This is a genomic window from Aeromonas sp. QDB14, assembly GCF_027707845.1.
GTDB lineage: Bacteria > Pseudomonadota > Gammaproteobacteria > Enterobacterales > Aeromonadaceae > Aeromonas > Aeromonas caviae.
Map to the genome: position 1 here is coordinate 1 of NZ_JAPCJD010000074.1, position 21,097 is coordinate 21,097.

Sequence of the window (21,097 nt, forward strand, 5' to 3'; positions counted from 1 at the left end):
ATCCGGAACCAGTGATTGGTTCCGGATTGTCCTACAGCAGAAGGATCGGTCAATGGATCCTTAACTGATCAGCATTGGGGAAGGTCCCGGCTTTTTTGTCTTCGCTTGCGCTGCGTCGCGGTGCTTTCATGATCTGGTCTGGGGTGGCAAGGGGATGAGCGGCGTAGAATAGGCCGCAAATGGGCCAGTGGCCCGCCTACGCCCCTTCGGAAAAGAGAGCATGAACGCAGTGAAATGGATGCTTGGCTGTTGCCTGATGCTGCTGTGTGCCATCGCGCTGGCCGCCGAGCCCCCGGTGAAGAAGAGCCGGAGCGGCATCTGTCACCCCAAGGGCGGCACCTACTACAGCCGCACCAGGCACTATACCCCCTATGACACCATGCAGGCCTGCCTCGACAGCGGGGGCCGTGCCCCCCGGCGTTAAACGGCGGCTTGCTTGTGCTGCAGGGTAAAGAAGGCGAGGGTGGTCTTCTTGCCGCACTCGAAGCGGATGTTCTCCTCCCCCTGCACCACCAGGGTCTCGCCCGGTGCGACCTGCTGTCCCTGCACGGTGAGCTGGCCCTCCAGCAGGTGGCAGAGGTAGCACTTGTCCGCCTCCAGGGTGAGGCTGAGGGGGAAGGGCAGGTTCAGCACCCGCACGTTGGCGCTGATGCGCGCCGGGTGGTAGATGAGCCCGAGATCCGTCACCTCTTTTTTCAGCAGCTCGCAGCGGGTCTCGTCATCCCCGCTGAAGTGGGCCGCCTCGAAGGTGGCGTAGGGGTGACCGTTGAGCACGAAACCGGCACCGCTGACGGGCAGCAGGATGCGCTGGTAGCCGGGAAAGCGGGAGAAACTCCCCGCTTCCTTGATGGGGGCCGAGCTCAGCCGATAGTCAAAGTCGAGCTTGTCCAGGGTCGAACCAGGGGGGGAGATCAGGATCTGGGCCGTGGTGCCCTGCCTGTTCTTCCAGGGCATTTTCAACTGGTCGGACTCTTTAATCAGGGTGATCACGATGGCGCCTCGGCGGGAAGGGGAGAGTGGGGCCAGTGATACCATCTCCGGGAGTGGCTCACAAGGCGCCGCCAGCACAGGCCGCGCTGGTTGGCCACAAATCAGGCAGCGGATCCCCTGACGCTGACCCTAATCGGTCGACTCAAGCCCTTTTTCTATCTTGTCCAGCAGTTGCTGCAACTGCGCTATCTCCGCCGGCGTCAGCAGGGAACACAGCCGTTCGTCGAGCCGTGCGGCCTCCTGCTCCCCCTGGTTGACCCGCTCGCAGGCCAGCGGGGTCAAGGCCAGACAGATGCTGCGTCTGTCAGTGGGATGGGGCCGCTTCTCGATGAGCCCCTGTTTCTCCATCTCCTGCAGCAGGCGCGTCACCTGCGCCTTGTCGCGGCCCGACCGCTGTGCGATGAGCTGCGGCGTGGCGGGATCCAGCGCATGGATCAGTTGCAGCACCTTGTAATGGAGGGGGCTAAGGGCGATCTGCTGTGCCCGGAAATGCTGCGTCATGGCGATTTTGTACTGATCGAGGATCCGGAAGAGGCGGTTTGACAACTTCATGGTTGATAAAGTCAACTTAAAAGGGTTTAATTGATTTTATCAACCATATGGGCAAAAGCCCAGCCCGAGAGGAGATGAAAGATGCCACACACTTATCGTGTACAGGTCCAGGCGCTGGACCGCGAGGTGCCCCCGTTGCAGTTCGACTGCCAGAATCACGACGACATCTTTGCCATCCTGGCGCTCAGCAAGGGGAAGCTGGCCATGTCGGAGCAGGAACATCAGGCGTTTATCGTCGGGTTGAAGCTGTTTGGCGAAGTCATGATGCAGCATCGCAAAGAGGAGCTGTTCAAGGGGTTTCTCCCCCATTTCAAGCAATTCATGGGGCAACTGAAACGCACCGCCAGGGGAGAGGAGGCCGTGGTCGCCCCTTCCGAGTGACCCTGCCCTGACCCCAAGGGCGAGCGCTCCCGCCATCATGCCTGATGCAAAGGAAACCCCGAGGTTGTGATCCCGGTGCTGTCAAAGCGGCGGCGGCCCGCTACACTGGCAGCTCGTTTCACGGAGGACCCATGACCCACAAGATCATTCTGGATACCGATCCCGGCATCGACGATGCCATGGCCATTCTGTTTGCCGAGGCGCACCCTGCCATCGAATTGCTCGCCATCACCACGGTGTTTGGCAATGCCACCATCGAAAATGGCACCCGCAACGCCCTCTGGCTCAAGCAAAAATATGGCATGAAGGCGGACGTGGCCCGGGGCGCCGCCGCGCCGCTGCTGCGCGAGCCCGTGGGGCCGACGACAGTGGTGCATGGCCCGAGCGGCTTTGGTGACGTCCAGGCGGGGGAGGTGACCCTCATCCCGGATCCCCGCCCGGCCTGGCAATACATCGTCGAAACGGTGAAGGCCCATCCCGGCGAGATCACGCTAGTGACCATCGGGCCCCTCACCAACCTGGCGCTGGCGCTCGAGGCGGCCCCCGAGGTAGCCACCCTGGTGAAAGAAGTGGTCGTGATGGGCGGCGCCTTTGGCGTCAACGGCCATCGCGGCAACGTGACCCCCTATGCCGAGGCCAATATCCACGACGATCCCGATGCGGCGGACCGGGTCTTCACCGCCCCCTGGCCCCTGGTGATCATCGGGCTCGACGTCACCCAGCAGAGCATCTTCACCGCCGACTATCTGGATGCCCTGCGGGACGATGCGGGGGAGCCGGGCCGCTTCCTGTGGGATGTCAGCCGCTTCTACCTGCGCTTCTATTCCGAGCGCATCGGCATGGCGGGGTGCCATGTGCACGACCCCTCCGCCATCGCCTATGTGATCGATCATGCACTGTTCACCCTGCGCAAGGGGCCGGTGCGGGTCATCACCGAGGGGCCCGCCATCGGCCATACCCTGCAAAAATTTGACGACACCCGCCATCCCCATGACGAGTGGGCCCACTGCCCGGCCCAGCAGGTCGGGGTCGCGGTGCGGGATCAGGCCCTGCTCGCCCTCTATCGGGATACCCTGGTGGCCTGGGGCAAGGGGCGCCGATAAGGCCCGGCAGTGAGTGAAAGCGTGATGGCGGCCGGGTCATGATGAGGCGCCCCCGGTTATACTGGCGAACATCGGGTTGACGGGAGGAAGACGCAATGGCCTGGTTGTCTCTGTTGGTGGCGATAGCCCTGATCGGGTGGTTGATGACGCTGGGGCGCGGTGCCCTGTTCGAGGTCCGGCTCGCGCCGGGCAAGGTGGTGGTGAAGCGGGGCTCGGTGCCGCCGCGCTTTGTGACCCAGGCGACCCAGATCCTGCACCATGAGCCGGTGCGCGGGCGCATCCTGGGCCTGCGGGACGGCAACGGGGTGAGGCTGGTCTTCTCCCGCTCCATCCCTGAGCCCGTGGCCCAGCGCCTGCGCAACATCTTCCCCTACGGGGATTATCGGGGGCTCTCCCCAAGCCCTGACGGGCGAAAATCACGCTGAGCAGTCGCCGTGGCGACCCTCATTTCCAGACGCCGGGCCCTGTGCCCGGCGTCTGCGTTTTCAGCGCTTCGCCAGGAGGCCATGTTGCGGTCAGCGCGGCCCTTGCAGGGCCTGATCGCCTCGACCAGAAAGTCGATGAAGGCGCGGGTCTGGGGTTTGAGGAAGCGGCCGCCACGAAACACCGCGTGGATCTCGTCCTGGCGATCCTCGTAGGGGGAGGCGAGCCACTCTGGCAGCAGCGGCAGCAGGGTGCCCTCGTCGATGCTTTGCTGCACCATCCAGCTCGACAGCAGCAGCACGCCGCACCCCGCGAGGGCGGCGCAGAGCAGGGGCGTGCCCCCGACCGAGGCAAGGTTGCCCTGCACCGCCACCTTCTCGCGCTCCGTGCCCTGCTGGAAGTACCAGTGCTGACGCTGACGCCCATGGCCGCGAATGAGGCAGTTGTGGTGGGCCAGCTCGGCGGGATGGGCGGGTTCGCCATGGCGGGCCAGATAGGCGGGGGAGGCGACCAGCAGCGAGCGGTTGGTGAGCAGATGGCGAGTGTGCAGGCTGCTGTCGGCGGGCTTGCCGATGCGCACCGCCACGTCCACGTTCTCGGCATCGAGATCTACCATGCGGTTGTCCAGCGCAACCTCCAGGCGCACCCCGGGGTAGCGGGCGAGGAAGTCGGGCAGGCGGGGAGAGAGCCAGGATGCGCCGAAGCTCTCGAACACCGAGACCCGCAGCGGCCCCTCTGGCGCCACCGAGAGGGGTTGCAGGGATTGCACCAGCTGATCCGCCTCCTCCAGCAGGGGCAGGGAGCGGGCGAGAAAATAGGCGCCCTGCTCGGTCAGCACCAGTTGGCGGGTGCTGCGCTTGAAAAGCGGGATCCCGAGCTGCTGCTCCAGGGCGTCGATGGCACGGGTCACGGAGGAGGGGGCCTGGTTGAGGGCGCGGGTGGCACGGGAGAAACTGCCCGATTCCACCACCTGGGCCAGGATGCGGATGCGATCCAGCATGGATTCACCTTTGCGATAAACGCAAAACTGTTGCAGGTTATGACGATATTCTAATCAACAATGAAAAAGTGAACAATCAGCTCACCGCCCCATCCGGGGTCCATCACCGGAGTCTTGCCATGTCACACCGTATCCAGCTCGCCAACCAGGTGCCCGCCGCCGTCTCGGCCATGATGGGCCTTGAGTCCTACCTCGGGGGCACCGACATTCCCCTGTCGCTCAAGGAGCTCATCAAGCTGCGCGCCTCCATGATCAACGGCTGCGCCTACTGCATCGAGATGCACGCCGACGTGGCGATGAAGCACGGGGAGAGCGCCCAGCGTCTGCTGGCGCTGGCCGCCTGGCAGGAGTCGCCGCTGTTCGACGCCCGGGAGCGGGCGGTGCTGGCCCTGACCGACGAGGTGACCCTGATCGCCGACAAGGGGCTCACGACGCAGACCTATGAGGCGGCGCTGGCCCAACTGGGGGAAACCCTGCTGGCCCAGTGCCTGATGCAGGTGGTCACCATCAACGCCTGGAACCGGATCGCCGTGGCGACCCGGATGGAACACGATCACTCCTGACTCCGACTCCGAGTGAGGGAGAGAAAACGATTGTCAACGGGCCCGCACAAGGGCCCGTTTTGTTACGAAGTGTGCCTTCTGGCGCCAGGGGTTGCGACCGTTGTCGGGGGACGGGAAGTTAATCATACATTCGTTTGATTAATTATTTTTTTAATCTTCCCAGAAAAATACCCATCCAGATCAAGGTGTGGAGAAATGACCTGTGAGTCGAAAAGGGGCTGTATGGCTCTTTTTTGATCGCAATGGCGGGTTAAAAACAGACCAGATGGATCTTTTTGGTTAATTGGTGGTCACTTTTGGTGGCGCAAGAGATTAACGGAAGATGAATTGCCGCGGTGTAACTTGAATAAATTGGTCATTGTCAAGGGATTAACATCTGATACCGCTTTCCATCACCTTTTGAACATTTTTGGGATTAATTTTTCATGTTGTTCACATGCCGGTCTGATGCAATAAAATACTGCATTTTTTTATACCAATAAGCCTTCAAAAGATGAGGACATTGCATGAGACTCTTTGATGTGAAGAGGGGCTTGGGCGCTTTGCTGCTGCTCGCGACCGCCAGCTTGCTGAGTGGCTGCGACATGGCACTGATGAGCCCCAAGGGGCAGGTCGGTATGGAGCAGAAGTCACTGATACTCACCGCACTCGGCTTGATGCTGATCGTGGTGGTGCCCGTGATTGTCATGGCGGTGGCGTTCGCCTACAAATACCGGGCGTCCAACACCAGTGCCACCTATGCGCCGGACTGGGCCCACTCCAACAAGATTGAGGCAGTCGTCTGGACTGTACCCGTCATCATCATCGTCATCCTGGCGGTGATCACCTGGAAAACTTCCCACTCCCTCGACCCCTACAAGCCGCTGGAATCGGACGTCAAACCGGTTCAGGTGGATGTCATTTCCCTGGACTGGAAGTGGTTGTTCGTCTATCCGGAGCTGGGCATTGCGTCGGTCAACGAGCTGGCCTTCCCGGTCAACACCCCGGTCAACTTCCGGGTGACCTCCGACACAGTGATGAACTCCTTCTTCATCCCGCAACTGGGCGGCCAGATCTACGCCATGGCCGGCATGCAGACCAAGCTGCACCTGATTGCCAACGAGGCGGGCGAGTACAAGGGCATCTCCGGCGGTTACAGCGGTGCCGGTTTCTCCGGCATGAAGTTCAAGGCCATCGCGACCCAGGACCAAGCCGGTTTCGACGCCTGGGTAGCCAAGGTGAAGGCCTCTTCCAAGGCCCTGAGCACCATGGATGAGTTCAATGCCCTGGCCAAGAAGAGCGAAAACCACCCGGTGGAGTACTTCGCCAGCGCCGATCCCAAGCTGTTCGTCAACATCATCAACAAGTTCATGGGCGGCATGTCCCATGGTGGTCACGCCACCCCGGCTGCGGGCTCTGCGGATCACGAGGGCATGAACCACGAGGCCATGAACCATGACGCCACCCCGAAAGCGGGTGCCATGGACCACGAAGGGATGAACCATGAGGCCTCGCAAGAGGACGCCATGGAGAACCAGGCCATGAACCATGACGCCCATGCCGGACACATGGCCATGTCGGCCGACAAGAGTGTGAAAGCAGGATCCGAGGAATAATCGATGTTTGGAAAATTGACACTCGAGGCTATTCCGTACCATGAACCCATCATCATGGTCACGATAGCCGGTATCATTCTGGGGGGCCTGGCCATCGCCGGTCTCATCACTTACTACGGCAAGTGGCAATATCTGTGGAAAGAGTGGCTGACCTCGGTCGACCACAAACGCCTCGGTATCATGTATCTCATTCTGGGAATGGTCATGCTGCTGCGTGGCTTTGCCGACGCCGTGCTGATGCGTGGCCAGCAGGTCATCGCCTCCGGGGGTGGCGAAGGCTACCTGAATGCCCATCACTACGACCAGATTTTCACCGCCCACGGCGTCATCATGATCTTCTTCGTGGCCATGCCGCTGGTGATCGGTCTGATGAACATCGTGGTGCCGCTGCAAATCGGTGCCCGTGACGTGGCCTTCCCCTTCCTGAACAACCTGAGCTTCTGGTTCACCGCCGCGGCCGTGGTGCTGATCAACGTCTCCCTCGGGGTCGGTGAATTCGCCCAGACCGGCTGGCTGGCCTATCCGCCCTTGTCGGGGCTGGAGTTCAGTCCCGGGGTCGGGGTCGATTACTGGATATGGAGTCTGCAGATTTCGGGTCTGGGGACCCTGCTGACCGGCGTGAACTTCTTCGCCACCATCATCCGCATGCGTGCCCCTGGCATGACCATGATGCGCCTGCCGGTCTTCACCTGGACCGCCCTGTGTGCCAACATCCTGATCATCGCTTCCTTCCCGATCCTGACCGTCACCATCGCCCTGCTCACCGCAGACCGCTACCTGGGTACCCATTTCTTTACCAATGACATGGGTGGCAACATGATGATGTACATCAACCTGATCTGGGCCTGGGGTCACCCCGAGGTGTACATCCTGGTGCTGCCGGTGTTCGGGATCTTCTCCGAAGTGGTGGCGACCTTCTGTAAGAAGAAGCTGTTCGGTTACACCTCCCTGGTGTGGGCAACCGTGGCGATCACCGTGCTGTCGTTCATCGTCTGGCTGCACCACTTCTTCACCATGGGGTCCGGCGCCAACGTGAATGCCTTCTTCGGCATCACCACCATGATCATCTCCATCCCGACCGGGGTGAAGATCTTCAACTGGCTGTTCACCATGTACCGCGGTCGCATCGAGTTCACCTCGCCCATGCTGTGGACCGTCGGCTTCATCATCACCTTCACCGTGGGTGGCATGACCGGGGTACTGCTCTCCGTGCCGGCCGCCAACTTCGTGCTGCACAACAGCCTGTTCCTCATCGCCCACTTCCACAACGTCATCATCGGCGGCGTGGTGTTCGGCTGCTTCGCCGGTATCACCTACTGGTTCCCGAAAGCGTTCGGCTTCAAGCTGGATGACGTCTGGGGCAAGCGTGCCTTCTGGTGCTGGATCACCGGCTTCTTCGTGGCCTTCATGCCGCTCTACGTGCTGGGCTTCATGGGCATGACCCGTCGTGTCAGCCAGAACATCGATCCCGAGTTCCACGGCTGGCTGGTGGTCGCCGCCTGCGGCGCCGGTCTGATTGCCCTGGGCGTGCTGTGCCAGGTCATCCAGATCGTGGTCAGCATTCGCGACCGCGAGAAGAACCGCGACCTGACCGGCGATCCCTGGGGTGGCCGTACCCTGGAGTGGGCGACGTCCTCTCCGCCGCCGTTCTACAACTTCGCCATCGAGCCGAAAGTCACCGGTCTGGACGCCTTCTGGGAAGCCAAGGCTGACGGCAGCGCTTACAAGAAGCCTGCCCAGTATGCCCCCATCCACATGCCGAAGAACTCCGGTGCCGGTGTCATCATCGCCGCCTTCAGCGTGGTGTTCGGCTTTGCCATGATCTGGCACATCTGGTGGATGGCCATCGCCGGCTTCATCGGCATGATCGCCACCTGGATCATCCACAGCTTCAACGACGATGTGGACTACTACGTACAGGTTGACGAGATCGAGCGCATCGAAGGTCAGCATTTCGACAACATCAACAAGGTGGCTTAATTCCATGGCGACTGACGTACTACATCACTCTCACGGTGCCCATGAGGATGGGCACCACGATGCCGGTGCCACCAAGGTATTCGGTTTCTGGATCTACCTGATGAGTGACTGCATCCTGTTCGCGACCCTGTTCGCGACCTATGCGGTCCTGGTCAACGGCACTGCCGGCGGCCCCACCGGCAAGGACATCTTCGAACTGCCGTTCGTGTTCGCCGAAACCATGCTGCTGCTGCTGAGCTCCATCACCTTCGGGTTCGGCATGCTGGCCATGAACAAGAACAAGGTTGCGGCGGTCAACACCTGGCTGTTCGTCACCTTCCTGCTGGGTGCCGGCTTCATCGCGATGGAAATCTACGAGTTCCATCACCTGATCGTGCACGAGGCGGGCCCGGATCGCAGCGGCTTCCTCTCTGCCTTCTTCACCCTGGTTGGGACCCACGGTATCCACGTGACCAGCGGCCTGGTCTGGATCATCGTGATGATGGTGTCGATCACCAAGAAGGGGCTGACCGAGCGCAACCGCACTCGCCTGATGTGCCTGAGCCTGTTCTGGCACTTCCTCGACGTGGTATGGATCTGCGTCTTCACCGTGGTCTATCTGATGGGGGTCATGTAAATGAGTCATTCCGTTGACAATCACGGCGCCAGCCACGGCAGCGTCAAGTCCTACATGATCGGCTTCGTGCTGTCACTCATCCTGACCGCCGTGCCGTTCTGGATGGTGATGGACGGCTCCGCCTCCCACGCCGTGGTGCTCGGCACCGTGGTGGCCATGGCGGTGGTGCAGATCTTCGTACACCTGGTCTACTTCCTGCACATGAACACCTCCTCCGAGGAGCGCTGGAACCTGGTGGCACTGGTCTTTACCGTGCTCATCATCGCCATCGTGGTCGTGGGTTCCCTGTGGATCATGTACAACCTCAACATCAACATGATGGTTCACTGAGCGGGTTGATGATGATGAAGCAATACCTGCAAGTGACCAAGCCGGGCATCATCTTCGGCAACCTCATCTCGGTTATCGGGGGATTCCTGCTGGCCTCGAAGGGGAGCCTGGATGTGCCCCTGTTCATCCTGACCATGGTGGGGGTGTCACTGGTGGTGGCCTCCGGTTGCGTGTTCAACAACTACATCGACCGGGACATCGACTGCATCATGGAGCGCACCAAGAACCGCGCCCTGGTGCGGGGGCTCATCGCCCCCGGTGTCTCCCTCTGGTATGCGACGGCGCTGGGCGTTGCGGGCATTGCACTGCTCTACTTTGCGGCCAATCCGTTGGCCGCCTTGCTGGCGGTGCTGGGCTTCCTGGTTTATGTGGGGGTCTACAGCCTCTACATGAAGCGCCACTCGGTCTATGGCACCCTGGTCGGCAGCCTCTCCGGCGCCGCGCCGCCGGTCATCGGCTACTGCGCGGTGAGCGGGCAGTTCGACTCGGGGGCCCTGATCCTGCTGGCGATCTTCAGCCTGTGGCAGATGCCGCACTCCTATGCGATCGCCATCTTCCGCTTCAAGGACTACCAGGCCGCCAACATCCCGGTGCTGCCGGTGGTGAAGGGGATCCCGGTGGCCAAGCTCCACATCACCCTCTACATCCTGGCGTTCATGGTGCCGACCCTGATGCTGTTCCTCGGCGGCTACGCCGGGTACAAGTATCTGGTGGTGGCCACCGCGGTGAGCGTCTGGTGGCTGGGGATGGCGCTGTCGGGCTACAAGGCGGCGGTGGACGACTCCCTCTGGGCGCGCAAGCTGTTCATGTTCTCCATCGTCACCATTACTTGCCTGAGCGTGATGATGTCGGTGGACTTCCAGCCGGACGCAGCGCCTGTATTGGTGAGCATGCTGCCCTGATAGTGTGAACTGCACCCCTGAAATGCATGAAATCCAGAGCCGGGAATCTTCCCGGCTCTGCTATTATGGGCGCCGCCCTGCAAGGGGCATCGCCGATTTTTCGGGGGCGGCCGGGCGCCTGTCACCCCTTTCTTTCCCTCTTCTTTTTGACTCATCGAGGCCCTCATGAATGATTTCACCATGACGAGGGGCGAGCGACGCGCGACCTGGGCGCTCGGCTCCGTCTTCTCGCTGCGCATGCTCGGCATGTTTATGGTGCTGCCGGTGCTGACCACCTACGGCATGTCCCTGGCGGGCGCCTCCGAGGCGCTCATCGGGCTTGCCATCGGCATCTACGGCATGACCCAGGCCCTGTTCCAGATCCCCTTCGGCCTGCTCTCCGACAAGGTGGGGCGCAAGCCCCTCATCGTTGGCGGCCTGCTGATGTTTGCCCTTGGCAGCGTCATCGCCGCCCTGAGCGACGCCATCTGGGGGGTCATCGTCGGGCGCGCCCTGCAAGGGAGCGGCGCCATCTCCGCCGCCGTCATGGCGCTCCTGTCGGATCTCACCCGGGAGCAGAACCGCACCAAGGCGATGGCCTTCATCGGGGTGAGCTTTGGCATCACCTTCGCCATCGCCATGGTGACCGGCCCCCTCATCACCCATGCCCTGGGCTTGTCCGGCCTCTTCTGGCTCATCGCCCTGCTGGCCCTGGCCGCCATCGCCATGGTGCTCTGGGTGGTGCCGACCCCGGCGGCCCACCTGCAAAATCGCGAGTCCGCCATGGTGCGAGGCAGCTTTCGTACCGTGCTCACCAACCCTCGCCTGCTCAAACTCAACCTCGGCATCCTCTGCGTCCACACCCTGCTGATGTCGAGCTTCGTGGCCCTGCCGCCCCTGCTGGAACGTGCGGGCCTGCCCCGTGACAGCCAGTGGCAGGCCTATCTGGTCACCATGCTGATCGCCTTCGTGAGCGTGGTGCCCTTCATCATCTATGCCGAGAAGCACCGCCGGATGAAGCGGGTCTTCATCGGGTGCGTGGTGGTGATGCTGGCCGCCGAGCTGGTGCTCTGGCAGAGCGGCCAGCAGCTGTGGGGTCTGCTCGCCGGGTTGCAGTTCTTCTTCATCGGCTTCAACGTGATGGAGGCGCTGCTGCCGTCCCTCATCAGCAAGGAGTCTCCGCCGGGCTACAAGGGCACCGCCATGGGGGTCTACTCCACCAGTCAGTTCCTCGGGGTCGCCATCGGCGGCAGTCTCGGCGGCCTGCTCTACAGCCTGGGGGGCGGCCCCCTGGTGTTTGGTGGTTGCGCCGCCCTGGCCCTCGCCTGGCTCGGGGTGAGCCTCACCATGGCCGAGCCCCCCTATGTGAGCAGCCTGCGCATCGTGCTGCCGGAAGGGGTCGAGGCCACCCCGGCCCTGGAGCAGCGGATCCGCGCCTGCGAGGGGGTAAGCGACGTGCTGCTGGTGCGCGAGGAGCACTCCCTCTACGTGAAGGTGGACAGCAAGCGCCTGACCCGCAGCGATCTGGAGCGGCTGGTCTCTTTGTGATGGCTGGCTGCGCGGGGCGGCGCAGAGCGCGGGCTGAAGGGCGGCTGCTATGCTGAGATCCTCACTCACAGGAGGAACCTCTGATGTCATACGTGGACGGATTCGTGCTCGCCGTGCCGACGGCCAACAAGCAGGCCCTGATCGATCATGCGGGGCAGTTTGACCCCATCTTCCTCGAATACGGCGCCACCCGGGTGCTGGAGTGCTGGGGGGACGACGTGCCCCACGGCAAGCAGACCGACTTCTACCGGGCGGTGGCGGCCAGGGAGGATGAAACCGTGGTCTTCTCCTGGGTGGAGTGGCCGAGCAAGGCGGTGCGGGACGACGCCATGGGCAAGATGATGCAGGACCCCAGGATGGACCCCGCCAATCCCCTGCACCAGACCATGCCGTTTGACGGCGCCCGCATGATCTTCGGAGGCTTCACCACCGTGCTGGAGATCAAGGGCTGAGACCGGCCATCGGGGCTTCACCCTGGTGGCCGGAGCGCAAGGGCCGATAGCAACACCCAGGCCCGTCAGATGATGAAAAAGCCCGCCAGCCGGCGGGCTTTTTGCTGGGCGTTATCTCATGGTCGCTCTCCATGGGGGACGTTCAGCCCGGGCGCCAGAAGGGCTTGTCCCCGAGAATGGTGGCCCTGTGCATCACCCGGCGGGCCGGCAGGTAGTCGGCATTGGCATAGTGCTGGGTCACCCTGTTGTCCCAGATGGCGATGTCGTTCTCCTGCCAGCGCCAGCGCACCTGGAACTCGGGGCGGGTGATGTGCTCGAACAGAAAGCCGAGCAGGGCCTCGCTCTCTTTGGGGGGCAGCCCGGGCAGCCGGGTGGTGAACCCCTCGTTGACGAACAGGGCCTGACGGCCGCTCACCGGGTGGGTGCGGATCACCGGGTGGCGCAGGGGCGGGTGACGGGCCACGGCCGCCTGCCAGCGCTGGCGCGCCTCCTCGCTGTCATCATGGCGATGGGCGGGGAAGGACTTGGTGAAGTCGTGCTCGGCTTCCAGCCCTGCCAGCAGGGTTTGCAGGGGCGGCGAGAGGGCCGCCAGCGCCGCGATGCCACTGGCCCAGAGGGTGTCCCCCCCGGTGGGGGGCAACTGCTTGGCGGCCAGAATGGCCAGTGCCGGGGGCGTCTCGATAAAGGTCACGTCGGTGTGCCAGTTGTCGTTGTCCGGCGGATTGTCGTCGTGGGTATCGAGCACGATGATCTCCTCGGCCTCCTCCGTGTGGGGGTAGACGGGGTGGATGTGCAGATCCCCGAAGCGGTTCGCCAGCGCCCGCTGGGCTCGCGGGGTGATGGGCTGGTTGCGAAAGAACAGCACCTGGTATTTGAGCAGGGCGCGATGGAGCTGCTTGAACTGCCCCTGGCTCAGGGGCTCGGCCAGATTGATGCTGGCGATGACGGCGCCGATGTGGGGGCCGAGGGGGGTAATGGTCAACTTGTCGGTCATGGTCTTGCTCCATGTCTGGGGGCGTGAAGGCCCGATACCAATAGGAAAGGGGGGCGAAGGAAAGCGGTCAGCCTGTGGCTCATTGTCCTTCTCCATGCCAGGGGGTGAGCCTGCGCTGCAGGGCGCGCAGGCCCAGTTCCAGTACGAAGGCGATCAGGGCGATCACCAGGATGCCCGCCAGCACCACGTCGGTGGCGAGAAACTCGCCGGCGGATTGCACCATGAAGCCCACCCCCCGGGTGGCGGCGATAAGCTCGGCCGCCACCAGGGTGGACCAGCCCACCCCGAGCCCGATGCGCAGTCCGGTCAGGATGTCCGGCAGGGCGCCGGGCAGGATCACGTGCCAGAGCACCTGGGACCGGGATGCGCCCAGCGCCTGGGCCGCCCGCACTCGCACCGCGTTGGCGCTCTGCACCCCCGCCAGGGTTGCCAGGGCCACGGGCGCGAAGATGGCCAGATAGATGAGCAGCACCTTCGATGTTTCACCGATGCCAAACCAGATCACCATGAGAGGCAGGTAGGCGAGCGGCGGCACCGGGCGGTAGAGCTCGATGAGGGGATCCAGCACGCCGCGCACTGTGGGGGAGAGCCCCATGGCGATGCCCACCGTGATGCCAAAGAACGCCGCGGCAGCGAGCGCCACCAGGATGCGCCCCAGGCTGGCCCCCAGGTGTTGCCACAGGGTGGCATCCATAAAGCCCGTTGGGCCTGCGATGGTGATGAGCTGTGCCAGCACCCGCTGTGGGGGCGGCAGGAACAGGGGATCGACCCAGCCGAAGTGGGCCACCAGCCACCAGAGGGCCAGCAGCACGATCAGGGTGGCGAGGCTCAGGGTCAGACGGCGGGGCAGGGGCCAGCCCGCTGCCCGTGCGTGGGTGAGATCCCGTTGCCGGGCGAGGGCGAGAGTCATGCGAAGGCCTCCCGCTCTGCGAACACCCGTTCCAGCACGTATTCACGGCGCTCGATGAAGGCCGGATCGGACTTGATGCTGCGGCAGGGCTCCCCGGCGGCGAAGCGGCGACCGAAATCCAGGGTCAGCCGCTCCGTCACCCGCCCGGGGGAGGGGGAGAGCAGCACCAGATCGGTGGCCATGAAGATGGCCTCCTCGATGTCGTGGGTGATGAGCAGCACCTGACGCCGCTGCTCGTGCCACAGGCGCAGCAGCAGAGTCTGCATCTGCTCCCGGGTGAAGGCGTCCAGGGCGCCGAAGGGCTCGTCCAGCAGGAGCAGGCGGGGTTGGGTGGCGAGGGCCCGGGCGATACCGACCCGCTGGCGTTGGCCGCCGGAGAGCTGCCAGATGGCGCGATCGCCGGCCCCCTCCAGCCCCACCTGACGCAGCAGTGCCTGGGCCTGTTCGGTGCGCTCGGCACTGGGCACGCCCGCCAGCTGCAGGCCGAGGGCCACGTTGTCTCGCACGTTGCGCCAGGGCAGCAGCCCCTCGCTCTGGAACACCACGCCGCGCTCGGCGCCGGGGCCGGTGACCGGCTTGCCCTCAAGGCTTATCTGGCCGTGGTGGCAAGGCTCGAAGCCCGCCACCAGATTGAGGAGGGTCGTCTTGCCCGAGCCCGAGGGCCCCAGCACCACCATCAGCTCCCCCTCGGACAGGGAGAGGTTGATGTTGTCGAGCACCCGTCTGCCGGCGTACTCGGCGGACACATGAGAGAGCTGCAGCATGGTCGTCTCCTTGGATTTACTGGGCCACGGCTTTCACGAAGCGATCGGTCACGAACTGGCGGTAGTCCGAGGCGGCGTTCGCGACCTTGCCCTGGCTCTCGAGGAAGCGGGCGGTGTCGATGATGGTCTGGTTGACGAGGCGCCCGAGCTCGGCGCTCTGGGCCTTCGCATCGAGGTAGGTGTTGCCCTTCACCAGCGCGGGAACGTCCGCCTCGGGAACGCCGCTCAGCTTGGCCAGCTTGGCGAGGTTGTCCGGCTTGGTGAGCCAGCCGTCGGGGTTGGCCAGGTAGTCGCGCTGGGCGGCCAGGGTGCTGTTCACGAAGGCCTGCACCACTTCGGGGTGGGCCTTGGCAAAGTCCTTGCGCACTACCCAGACGTCCAGGGTCGGCGCCCCCCAGTCACCCACCTGGGCGGAGTCGGTCAGCACCTTGCCCTCCTTGGTGAGCTGGTTGAGGGCGGGGGCCCAGACATAGGCGCCGTCGATGTCGCCCCGCTGCCAGGCGGCGATGATGGCCGGTGGTTGCAGGTTGACGATCTGCAGCGTCGCGGGGTCGACGTTCCAGTGCTTGAGGGCCGCCAGCAGGCTGTAGTGGGTGGTGGAGGTATAGGGCACGGCGATGCGCTTGCCCGCGAGATCCTCGGGTTTTGCGAGCCCCTGCTTCACCACCAGGGCCTCGGACTCCCCGAGCTTGGAGGCGAGCAGGAACACCTCGATGGGCAGGTTCTGGCTCGCCGCCACCGCCAGGGGGCTGGAGCCGATGTTGCCTATCTGCACATCGCCGGAGGCGAGCGCCCGTACCACGCTGGCGCCGCTGTCAAACTTGCGCCAGTCCACGGTGGCGCCGCTCTCCCTGGCGAAGCTGTTGTCGGCCTGGGCCACCTTGGCGGGTTCGGCGGAGGTCTGGTAGGCCACGGTGACGTCGAGGGCCTGGGCGGACTGGCCGAGCAGCATGGAGGCCGCGAGCCACAGAGAGATGCCTTTTGCTGTCATGATGCACTTCCTTGTTGGGGGTGTTGGAAGCCACATCTTTATCTGAACATCCCCGGGGGCGAAGGAACGAGAAGGGTGCTCTCATGCCGTTTGGTTCTTAGAAAAAGAACGGTAAATCAATGATCTGATTGAGATATGCCAGAAAGTGGATAGCTTGCTCACCCGCCATCTATCGGGTGGCTGGCGCAAGGGGCCAGCAGGTGCGTGCAGGGGCCAGCCACCAGGGGGCGCAGTGACTGACAGGGAGAAGAGAGGAAAAGGCCCCGCCAGGGTGGCGGGGCCGGGGGATCAGCGCTCCACCAGCGGGGCCGAGCGGTAGCTCCAGAGGCCATAGGTGCGCAGGGCGTCCCGGTAGATGCCAAGCAGCTCCTCCGGGCTTGCCTTGGCCAGGGCCGAGAGGGACTTGTCCGGGTAGGCGACGCTGTCGATGCGGATGTTCGCCGGGCCGCTCTGCCAACAGGCGATTTCCAGCAGGGTCTGGCCCCGGCGCACATGGCTCGCCGAGCTCACCAGGGTGGCGAACTCAATCTCGTGGCGGGCGAGGGCATAGCCGCTGTAGAGGGCGTTCTCCACTGTGCTGGTGGCGTAGTTCTCCTCGATGATGCGGGAGCGGTCGATGCCCTTTTTCGCTAGCCAGTCCGCCATCAGCTTGCCCTCGGTCTGGCGGTTCTGGGGCACGCCGCCGGTGAGGATGACGAGGGCCGCCGGATCGGCCTGGGCCAGAGCGCGGGTGGTCTCGAGGCGTCCCAGCAGAATGTCGTGCATGGAGCCATCGGGATTGAGGGCATAGCCCAGGGTGACGATGGCGCGGCGCCCCTTCTTCTCGCCCCGTCCCTGACGCTCCTTGAGGGGGGTGGCGACTACCCGATCCACGGTATCAAACAGCCGCTGCAAGTCGGCGGCGCGGCCGGCGTTGAGCTCGCCGACCCGCTTGAGGTAGCCATCGGATTTGGCCTGGTTGCCCTTGAAGCGCTGCCAGGTGGCCAGATAGGTGTTGATGTCCAGATCGTCCGGGGCGGCGGTGAGGGCCTGCTCGAACAGGGCGATGGCCCTGTCCACGTTGCCGTTGTAGATCTGGGCGTTGGCCGCCGAGATGAGCAGATCGGTGCGATAGGGCTCGAGCTGGTGGGCCTCCAGCAGCAGGGTGGTCACCTGCTCCATGTTGCTCGGCATCTTGGCGGTAAAGCCCGCATCGGAGACCCGGGCAGGGGAGTGGAAGATGCGGGCGGCGTCTGCCAGCAGCTGATCCACCACCTGGCGCTTGCTGATGAACTGCTCGTAATTCTGCTCCTTTTGCAGGGAGCGCACCGGGGCGGCCCAGGCATCGGATGAGACAACGAGCGGCAGCGTCAGCAGGCTGGTGAGGGTCAGAGCAATCGCGGTTTTCTTCATCATGGGGCTCCCTGTGGGGTGCGGGGCGCGATGCCGTGGCTCGTCCCCTGAATGCTTTTCCAATAAAAACAGATGCTTGGTTTGCTGCCTACTCTACTCCCTTCCCGATGAAAAAAACGTGAACCGTTCCGGTTATCCCGATGGCCCCCCTCAGCGCAGCCCCAGACGCGCCTGCAGGAAGGCCAGCCAGGCCTCCACCTTGGCGGGCAGGTGGCGGCGCTTGGGATAGACGCACCAGATGCCGTGCTCGGGCAGGGCATGGTCTGGCAGGACGGGCACCAGCCGCCCGATGGCGAGATCCCGCGCCACGATGAAGTCCGGCATGTTGCCTATGCCAAGCCCCGCCAGCAGCGCGGTGTGGATGGCATCGCTGTTGTTGACCTCGAAATTGCCCCTGGGGGTGATGGCCACCTCTCCTTCGGGCCCGTGCAGCCGCCATTGGGTGCCGCCGCGAAACAGGGAGTAGAAGAGGCAGTTGTGGCGCTCGAGATCCGCCGGGGTGCGGGGCGTGCCGGCCTGCGCCAGGTAGGCGGGGGCGGCGCACAGGGTGCTGAGACAGGGGGCGAGGCGGCGGGCGACCAGGCTCGAATCCTCCAGCTCGCCGATGCGCACCGCCACGTCGAACCCCTCGGCCACCAGATCCTGCCGGGCGTCGCTCATCTCCAGCTGCAACTGCACCTCGGGGTGAAGGGCGAGAAACTCGGGGACAAGGGGGGCGATGTGGCGCCGGCCATAGACCATGGGCACCGTCACCCGCAGCAGGCCGCGGGGGGCCGATTGCAGGGCGCCGATGGCATCCTCCCCGTCGCTGGCCAGGCGCACTGCATGGCGCACCGTCTCGAAGTAGCGCTCCCCCGCCTCGGTGAGGGTGAGGGAACGGGTGGTGCGATAGAGGAGCTGGCAGCCGAGGGCCTGCTCAAGCTGGCTCACCTTCTTGCTCAGCACCGACTTGCTGAGGCCGAGCTGACGGGCGGCGCCGGAGAAGGTGCCCGACTCCACCACGGCGACGAAGGCCGGGAGCAGGGCGAAGGCTTCCTGGTTCATGTTGTTCTCGATATGGAAACAATGTTGTTCCGTGAGGGTAGATTATCCCCAAATCAAAAACAATTTACCCTGCTCGTCAGTTCAACCAAGGAGCAACCCCATGATCCCCCCGCTTGTTGACCGCGGCCCCGGCTGCCCCGCCCTCGGCCAGACACTTGGCCAGACCCTGGGCGCCCTGGCCGCCTTCGCTGCCGGCCTGCTGCTGGCGCTGATGATCGCCCAGAACGGCGCCCTGTCCCGTGCCACCGACCCCTGGTTCGCGAGCTGGCTGGCCCACGGGGTCGGCAGCCTGGTGGCCGGGCTCCTGTGGTGGCTCTCTCCAAGGCCCCCGACGCCGGAGGCGGCCCCACCCTGGGCCTGGCTCGGCGGTCTGCCGGGGGCGCTCACCGTGGTGCTGGCGGCCCTGTGCCTCAACTCACCCCTCGGCATGGCGGGCACCCTGGCCCTGCTGCTGCTCGGCCAGCTGCTGTTTGGTGCCCTGTGCGATGGCCTCGGCTGGCTCGGACTGGCTCGCCGCCGCCCCTCGGGAAAAGACGCGCTCGCCGCCCTGCTGGTGATGGCCGGCGCCCTGCTTATCGTGCTGCATTAGGAGAGACACCATGACCCTCTTGATCCTGCTGGGACTGCTGAACGGCGTGGCGGTGAGCCTGTCGCGCACCCTCAATGGCCGCCTCGCCAGCGCTCGGGGCGCCATGACGGCGTCCCTTGCCAACCACCTGCTCGGCTTCGGGCTGCTCGGCGCCCTGCTCATCCTCAAAGGGGCACCCTAGGAGCGGCTCGCCGGGCTCGATCCCTGGCTGCTGCTCGGCGGGGTGCTGGGGGCGCTGTTCGTCGCCATCAGCAGTTGGGCCATCGGCCGGATCGGCGCCCTGGCCTGCGCCCTGCTCATCGTCACGGGCCAGCTGGCGGGGGGCGCCCTGCTCGATGCCCTGGCCGGACGGCTGGCCGCGAGCGATCTGCTCGGCATCCTGCTGGTGCTGGCGGGGGCTGCGCTGCAACGCTGGCAGGGCGGCAAGTCGCGCTCCCGAGGGTGAGTGATGCTGTGATGGCCTGGGTAAACCGGCAGGGATGACAAGAGTGTCGCCCTGCCTGGATGCCAAAGGCGGCCTGCCAGCCGGATCAGGGCCCAGATGAAAAGGAAAAGTCGAAAGAAAGGGAGGGAAAGGAAGACAAAGGAAGGCAACAGAGAGCAAAGAAAGAGAGGCGCCTGTAACCCTGGGCCGCCCTCAACAGCAGAACACCGGCACAAGGCCGGTGTTCTGAACAGCATGGCGGCGGGCCCAGCGAGGCGCGCGGTCAGGGCCGCTTAGGCGTAGAAGGCCTCGACGGTGCCCTTGACGGTGATCAGCATGGGGTTGCCGTAGCGATCCTTGGCCTTGGGGGAGGGGATCTTCACCCAACCTTCGCTGATGCAGTACTCCTCGACATTGGTGCGCTCCTTGCCGTTCACGCGAATGCCGATCTCGTGCTCGAAGCACTCTGCCACATGGTGCGGGCTGCGCGGGTTGGCCGCCAGACGGTCGGGCAGTGCAGGTTTGTTGTCGCTCATTTTATTTACCTGAGAGTGATAAAAAGTGGGTCATTGTAGGCAATGCCCGTCATGGGCTCAAGGCTGGTGGCACGCAACTTCACCTTCACTTCACCGAGCGGGGATAAGGTAGGCTCATGTTTTCAGTTGGAGCTTCACCCTATGCCCACCATCGTCACTCACGCCGCCGCCCCCCTCTGCCTTGGACTCGGACTTGGCAGCCGGATTATCCCGCCCCGCCTGCTGCTGGCAGGGGTTGCCATCGCCATGCTGCCCGATGCCGATGTGCTCGCCTTTAAGCTGGGGGTCGCCTACGGCCATGTCTTTGGCCACCGCGGCTTTACCCACTCCCTGTTGTTCGCCTTTGCCCTGCCCACATTGGCCATGCTGTTTCATCGCCAATTTCGGGCCAGCGCCGCCACCGTCTGGTCGTTTCTGCTGGTCTCGCTACTTTCTCACAGCCTGCTCGATTCGCTGACCACCGGCGGCAAAGGGGTGGGCTGGCTCTGGCCGTGGCGTGATGAGCGCTTCTTTGCCCCCTGGCAGGTGATCCGGGTTGCCCCCTTCAAGCTGGAGGCCTATCTCACCGCCCGAGGTGAAGCGGTAATCCTCTCCGAGCTCTACTGGGTCTGGCTGCCGGGGGTTGCATTGATGCTGGTATTGGTGGGGTGGCGGGTGTGGGGAAGGGGGCGGTAGTGACGGGATTGGAATGAGTTGTTGGATATATCGTGGCTGAGCAAAAATCAAAACGTGGACATCCATCAGTTGTGTTCTTGTGATGCAATGTCCTGCTCAGAAAGATGGGCGACCAGATTTTTTTCTCTGATTGGCGTACCTGCCAGCGATATGATGGCGGCAGGATTCCTGAGTGGCCAGAAGGTGATCATGAACGAGTTCTTCGCCTATCTGAACTTTGCCAATATCAAGGTAGATCTGAGTGCCCACACCTAGGTCATCACCTTCGCCCTCTGTGGTTTTGCCAACGGCGTTTTTCAAGATAGTTGTCGCGCAAAGCTGTTTTAAGCAGCCTCTTTTTGCTCCGGCTCGGGTTTCTCGGGCC

24 protein-coding genes and 2 pseudogenes are annotated in these 21,097 nt (G+C 63.8%); 16 read left to right on the forward strand and 10 right to left on the reverse strand.

Annotated features, from left to right (window positions below):
- The first annotated feature begins 220 nt into the window (after positions 1-220).
- Positions 221-424, forward strand: coding sequence for a hypothetical protein (locus PG887_RS18310; protein ID WP_039039209.1), 204 nt, complete (start codon positions 221-223; stop codon positions 422-424).
- Here PG887_RS18310 and PG887_RS18315 read toward each other — a convergent pair.
- Positions 421-990, reverse strand: a complete 570-nt coding sequence (locus PG887_RS18315; RefSeq protein ID WP_270822513.1) for a HutD family protein — start codon at positions 988-990, stop codon at positions 421-423. The two genes, PG887_RS18310 and PG887_RS18315, sit on opposite strands and share 4 nt — an antisense overlap.
- 129 nt (positions 991-1,119) lie before the next feature.
- A complete protein-coding gene (locus tag PG887_RS18320; protein WP_050498310.1) occupies positions 1,120-1,542 on the reverse strand; it encodes a MarR family winged helix-turn-helix transcriptional regulator in 423 nt (140 codons plus the stop codon).
- Between the two features lie 81 nt (positions 1,543-1,623).
- Between PG887_RS18320 and PG887_RS18325 the strand changes: the two genes are divergently transcribed.
- The 3 genes from PG887_RS18325 (at position 1,624) to PG887_RS18335 (ending at position 3,451) form a co-directional block, all read left to right on the forward strand.
- The gene (locus tag PG887_RS18325; protein WP_042014216.1) at positions 1,624-1,923 is read left to right on the forward strand and encodes a DUF3861 domain-containing protein; all 300 of its coding nucleotides are present in this window, start codon (positions 1,624-1,626) and stop codon (positions 1,921-1,923) included.
- A gap of 131 nt (positions 1,924-2,054) precedes the next feature.
- Entirely contained in the window at positions 2,055-3,026 is a 972-nt protein-coding gene (locus tag PG887_RS18330) for a nucleoside hydrolase (protein WP_270822515.1), read from the forward strand.
- 95 nt (positions 3,027-3,121) lie between these two features.
- Positions 3,122-3,451: a DUF3634 family protein gene (locus PG887_RS18335; protein ID WP_039039207.1), complete on the forward strand. Its 330-nt coding sequence runs from the start codon at positions 3,122-3,124 to the stop codon at positions 3,449-3,451.
- On the opposite strand, the gene PG887_RS18340 is transcribed toward PG887_RS18335, so the two are convergent.
- Entirely contained in the window at positions 3,406-4,449 is a 1,044-nt protein-coding gene (locus tag PG887_RS18340; protein ID WP_270822517.1) for a LysR family transcriptional regulator, read from the reverse strand. The genes PG887_RS18335 and PG887_RS18340 overlap by 46 nt on opposite strands.
- A 119-nt stretch (positions 4,450-4,568) precedes the next feature.
- On the opposite strand from PG887_RS18340, the gene PG887_RS18345 reads away from it, so the two are divergent.
- The 8 genes from PG887_RS18345 to PG887_RS18380 all read left to right on the forward strand — a co-directional run bounded on the left by PG887_RS18345 (position 4,569) and on the right by PG887_RS18380 (position 12,414).
- The gene (locus tag PG887_RS18345; RefSeq protein ID WP_041214824.1) at positions 4,569-5,012 is read left to right on the forward strand and encodes a carboxymuconolactone decarboxylase family protein; all 444 of its coding nucleotides are present in this window, start codon (positions 4,569-4,571) and stop codon (positions 5,010-5,012) included.
- 506 nt (positions 5,013-5,518) lie between these two features.
- Positions 5,519-6,607 (forward strand): cytochrome o ubiquinol oxidase subunit II, encoded by a 1,089-nt coding sequence (cyoA, locus tag PG887_RS18350; protein WP_111896444.1) that lies wholly within the window; start codon positions 5,519-5,521, stop codon positions 6,605-6,607.
- 3 nt (positions 6,608-6,610) lie between these two features.
- Complete coding sequence (gene cyoB, locus PG887_RS18355; protein ID WP_041211612.1) at positions 6,611-8,587, forward strand: cytochrome o ubiquinol oxidase subunit I; 1,977 nt, start codon at positions 6,611-6,613, stop codon at positions 8,585-8,587.
- Complete coding sequence (locus PG887_RS18360) at positions 8,508-9,203, forward strand: cytochrome o ubiquinol oxidase subunit III (RefSeq protein WP_080560441.1); 696 nt, start codon at positions 8,508-8,510, stop codon at positions 9,201-9,203. Before cyoB ends, PG887_RS18360 begins: the two co-directional genes overlap by 80 nt.
- Complete coding sequence (locus PG887_RS18365; RefSeq protein ID WP_010673684.1) at positions 9,204-9,533, forward strand: cytochrome o ubiquinol oxidase subunit IV; 330 nt, start codon at positions 9,204-9,206, stop codon at positions 9,531-9,533.
- A gap of 8 nt (positions 9,534-9,541) precedes the next feature.
- Positions 9,542-10,435 (forward strand): heme o synthase, encoded by an 894-nt coding sequence (cyoE, locus tag PG887_RS18370; protein WP_010673685.1) that lies wholly within the window; start codon positions 9,542-9,544, stop codon positions 10,433-10,435.
- A gap of 165 nt (positions 10,436-10,600) precedes the next feature.
- On the forward strand, positions 10,601-11,962 hold the full coding sequence (locus PG887_RS18375) for an MFS transporter (RefSeq protein WP_270822520.1): 1,362 nt from the start codon (positions 10,601-10,603) through the stop codon (positions 11,960-11,962).
- Positions 11,963-12,045: 83 nt separating this feature from the next.
- Entirely contained in the window at positions 12,046-12,414 is a 369-nt protein-coding gene (locus PG887_RS18380; RefSeq protein WP_167825919.1) for a DUF1428 domain-containing protein, read from the forward strand.
- Positions 12,415-12,556: 142 nt separating this feature from the next.
- On the opposite strand, the gene tauD is transcribed toward PG887_RS18380, so the two are convergent.
- From tauD to PG887_RS18410, 6 genes are all read right to left on the reverse strand, one after another.
- Entirely contained in the window at positions 12,557-13,408 is an 852-nt protein-coding gene (tauD, locus tag PG887_RS18385) for a taurine dioxygenase (protein WP_270822521.1), read from the reverse strand.
- 79 nt (positions 13,409-13,487) lie between these two features.
- Positions 13,488-14,318, reverse strand: a complete 831-nt coding sequence (tauC, locus tag PG887_RS18390; RefSeq protein ID WP_202044367.1) for a taurine ABC transporter permease TauC — start codon at positions 14,316-14,318, stop codon at positions 13,488-13,490.
- Positions 14,315-15,082 carry a taurine ABC transporter ATP-binding subunit gene (gene tauB / locus PG887_RS18395; protein WP_103260466.1) on the reverse strand — a complete coding sequence of 256 codons (768 nt, stop codon included), beginning with the start codon at positions 15,080-15,082 and terminating at the stop codon, positions 14,315-14,317. Before tauB ends, tauC begins: the two co-directional genes overlap by 4 nt.
- A gap of 16 nt (positions 15,083-15,098) precedes the next feature.
- Complete coding sequence (gene tauA, locus PG887_RS18400; RefSeq protein WP_042014206.1) at positions 15,099-16,073, reverse strand: taurine ABC transporter substrate-binding protein; 975 nt, start codon at positions 16,071-16,073, stop codon at positions 15,099-15,101.
- 288 nt (positions 16,074-16,361) lie between these two features.
- Positions 16,362-17,465 carry a YdcF family protein gene (locus PG887_RS18405; RefSeq protein ID WP_270822524.1) on the reverse strand — a complete coding sequence of 368 codons (1,104 nt, stop codon included), beginning with the start codon at positions 17,463-17,465 and terminating at the stop codon, positions 16,362-16,364.
- 150 nt (positions 17,466-17,615) lie between these two features.
- Positions 17,616-18,509 (reverse strand): LysR family transcriptional regulator, encoded by an 894-nt coding sequence (locus PG887_RS18410; RefSeq protein ID WP_039039201.1) that lies wholly within the window; start codon positions 18,507-18,509, stop codon positions 17,616-17,618.
- Between the two features lie 100 nt (positions 18,510-18,609).
- Between PG887_RS18410 and PG887_RS18415 the strand changes: the two genes are divergently transcribed.
- Together PG887_RS18415 and PG887_RS18420 are read left to right on the forward strand one after the other, a co-directional pair.
- Positions 18,610-19,098 (forward strand): DMT family transporter, encoded by a 489-nt coding sequence (locus PG887_RS18415; RefSeq protein ID WP_270822522.1) that lies wholly within the window; start codon positions 18,610-18,612, stop codon positions 19,096-19,098.
- A gap of 10 nt (positions 19,099-19,108) precedes the next feature.
- Positions 19,109-19,543 (forward strand): annotated as a pseudogene (locus PG887_RS18420) (DMT family transporter).
- A gap of 272 nt (positions 19,544-19,815) precedes the next feature.
- Here the strand turns inward: PG887_RS18420 and PG887_RS18425 are convergent.
- The gene (locus tag PG887_RS18425) at positions 19,816-20,058 is read right to left on the reverse strand and encodes a DUF3297 family protein (RefSeq protein WP_010673692.1); all 243 of its coding nucleotides are present in this window, start codon (positions 20,056-20,058) and stop codon (positions 19,816-19,818) included.
- 141 nt (positions 20,059-20,199) lie between these two features.
- On the opposite strand from PG887_RS18425, the gene PG887_RS18430 reads away from it, so the two are divergent.
- On the forward strand, positions 20,200-20,733 hold the full coding sequence (locus PG887_RS18430) for a metal-dependent hydrolase (RefSeq protein WP_270822523.1): 534 nt from the start codon (positions 20,200-20,202) through the stop codon (positions 20,731-20,733).
- A 126-nt stretch (positions 20,734-20,859) separates the two neighbouring features.
- Positions 20,860-20,985: pseudogene (locus tag PG887_RS18435) on the forward strand (nucleoside transporter C-terminal domain-containing protein); the annotation flags it as partial.
- Positions 20,986-21,097 lie beyond the last annotated feature (112 nt).

Coding starts and splice junctions, on each gene's coding strand:
- PG887_RS18380 (WP_167825919.1), top strand. CDS start 12,046: ATGTCATACGTGGACGGATTCGTGCTCGCCGTGCCGACGGCCAACAAG.
- PG887_RS18335 (WP_039039207.1), top strand. CDS start 3,122: ATGGCCTGGTTGTCTCTGTTGGTGGCGATAGCCCTGATCGGGTGGTTG.
- PG887_RS18375 (WP_270822520.1), top strand. CDS start 10,601: ATGAATGATTTCACCATGACGAGGGGCGAGCGACGCGCGACCTGGGCG.
- PG887_RS18340 (WP_270822517.1), bottom strand. CDS start 4,449: ATGCTGGATCGCATCCGCATCCTGGCCCAGGTGGTGGAATCGGGCAGT.
- PG887_RS18415 (WP_270822522.1), top strand. CDS start 18,610: ATGATCCCCCCGCTTGTTGACCGCGGCCCCGGCTGCCCCGCCCTCGGC.
- tauA (WP_042014206.1), bottom strand. CDS start 16,073: ATGACAGCAAAAGGCATCTCTCTGTGGCTCGCGGCCTCCATGCTGCTC.
- tauB (WP_103260466.1), bottom strand. CDS start 15,082: ATGCTGCAGCTCTCTCATGTGTCCGCCGAGTACGCCGGCAGACGGGTG.
- PG887_RS18345 (WP_041214824.1), top strand. CDS start 4,569: ATGTCACACCGTATCCAGCTCGCCAACCAGGTGCCCGCCGCCGTCTCG.
- cyoB (WP_041211612.1), top strand. CDS start 6,611: ATGTTTGGAAAATTGACACTCGAGGCTATTCCGTACCATGAACCCATC.
- tauD (WP_270822521.1), bottom strand. CDS start 13,408: ATGACCGACAAGTTGACCATTACCCCCCTCGGCCCCCACATCGGCGCC.
- PG887_RS18310 (WP_039039209.1), top strand. CDS start 221: ATGAACGCAGTGAAATGGATGCTTGGCTGTTGCCTGATGCTGCTGTGT.
- PG887_RS18325 (WP_042014216.1), top strand. CDS start 1,624: ATGCCACACACTTATCGTGTACAGGTCCAGGCGCTGGACCGCGAGGTG.
- PG887_RS18410 (WP_039039201.1), bottom strand. CDS start 18,509: ATGAACCAGGAAGCCTTCGCCCTGCTCCCGGCCTTCGTCGCCGTGGTG.
- cyoE (WP_010673685.1), top strand. CDS start 9,542: ATGATGATGAAGCAATACCTGCAAGTGACCAAGCCGGGCATCATCTTC.
- PG887_RS18365 (WP_010673684.1), top strand. CDS start 9,204: ATGAGTCATTCCGTTGACAATCACGGCGCCAGCCACGGCAGCGTCAAG.
- PG887_RS18320 (WP_050498310.1), bottom strand. CDS start 1,542: ATGAAGTTGTCAAACCGCCTCTTCCGGATCCTCGATCAGTACAAAATC.
- PG887_RS18330 (WP_270822515.1), top strand. CDS start 2,055: ATGACCCACAAGATCATTCTGGATACCGATCCCGGCATCGACGATGCC.
- PG887_RS18425 (WP_010673692.1), bottom strand. CDS start 20,058: ATGAGCGACAACAAACCTGCACTGCCCGACCGTCTGGCGGCCAACCCG.
- tauC (WP_202044367.1), bottom strand. CDS start 14,318: ATGACTCTCGCCCTCGCCCGGCAACGGGATCTCACCCACGCACGGGCA.
- cyoA (WP_111896444.1), top strand. CDS start 5,519: ATGAGACTCTTTGATGTGAAGAGGGGCTTGGGCGCTTTGCTGCTGCTC.
- PG887_RS18430 (WP_270822523.1), top strand. CDS start 20,200: ATGCCCACCATCGTCACTCACGCCGCCGCCCCCCTCTGCCTTGGACTC.
- PG887_RS18360 (WP_080560441.1), top strand. CDS start 8,508: ATGTGGACTACTACGTACAGGTTGACGAGATCGAGCGCATCGAAGGTC.
- PG887_RS18405 (WP_270822524.1), bottom strand. CDS start 17,465: ATGAAGAAAACCGCGATTGCTCTGACCCTCACCAGCCTGCTGACGCTG.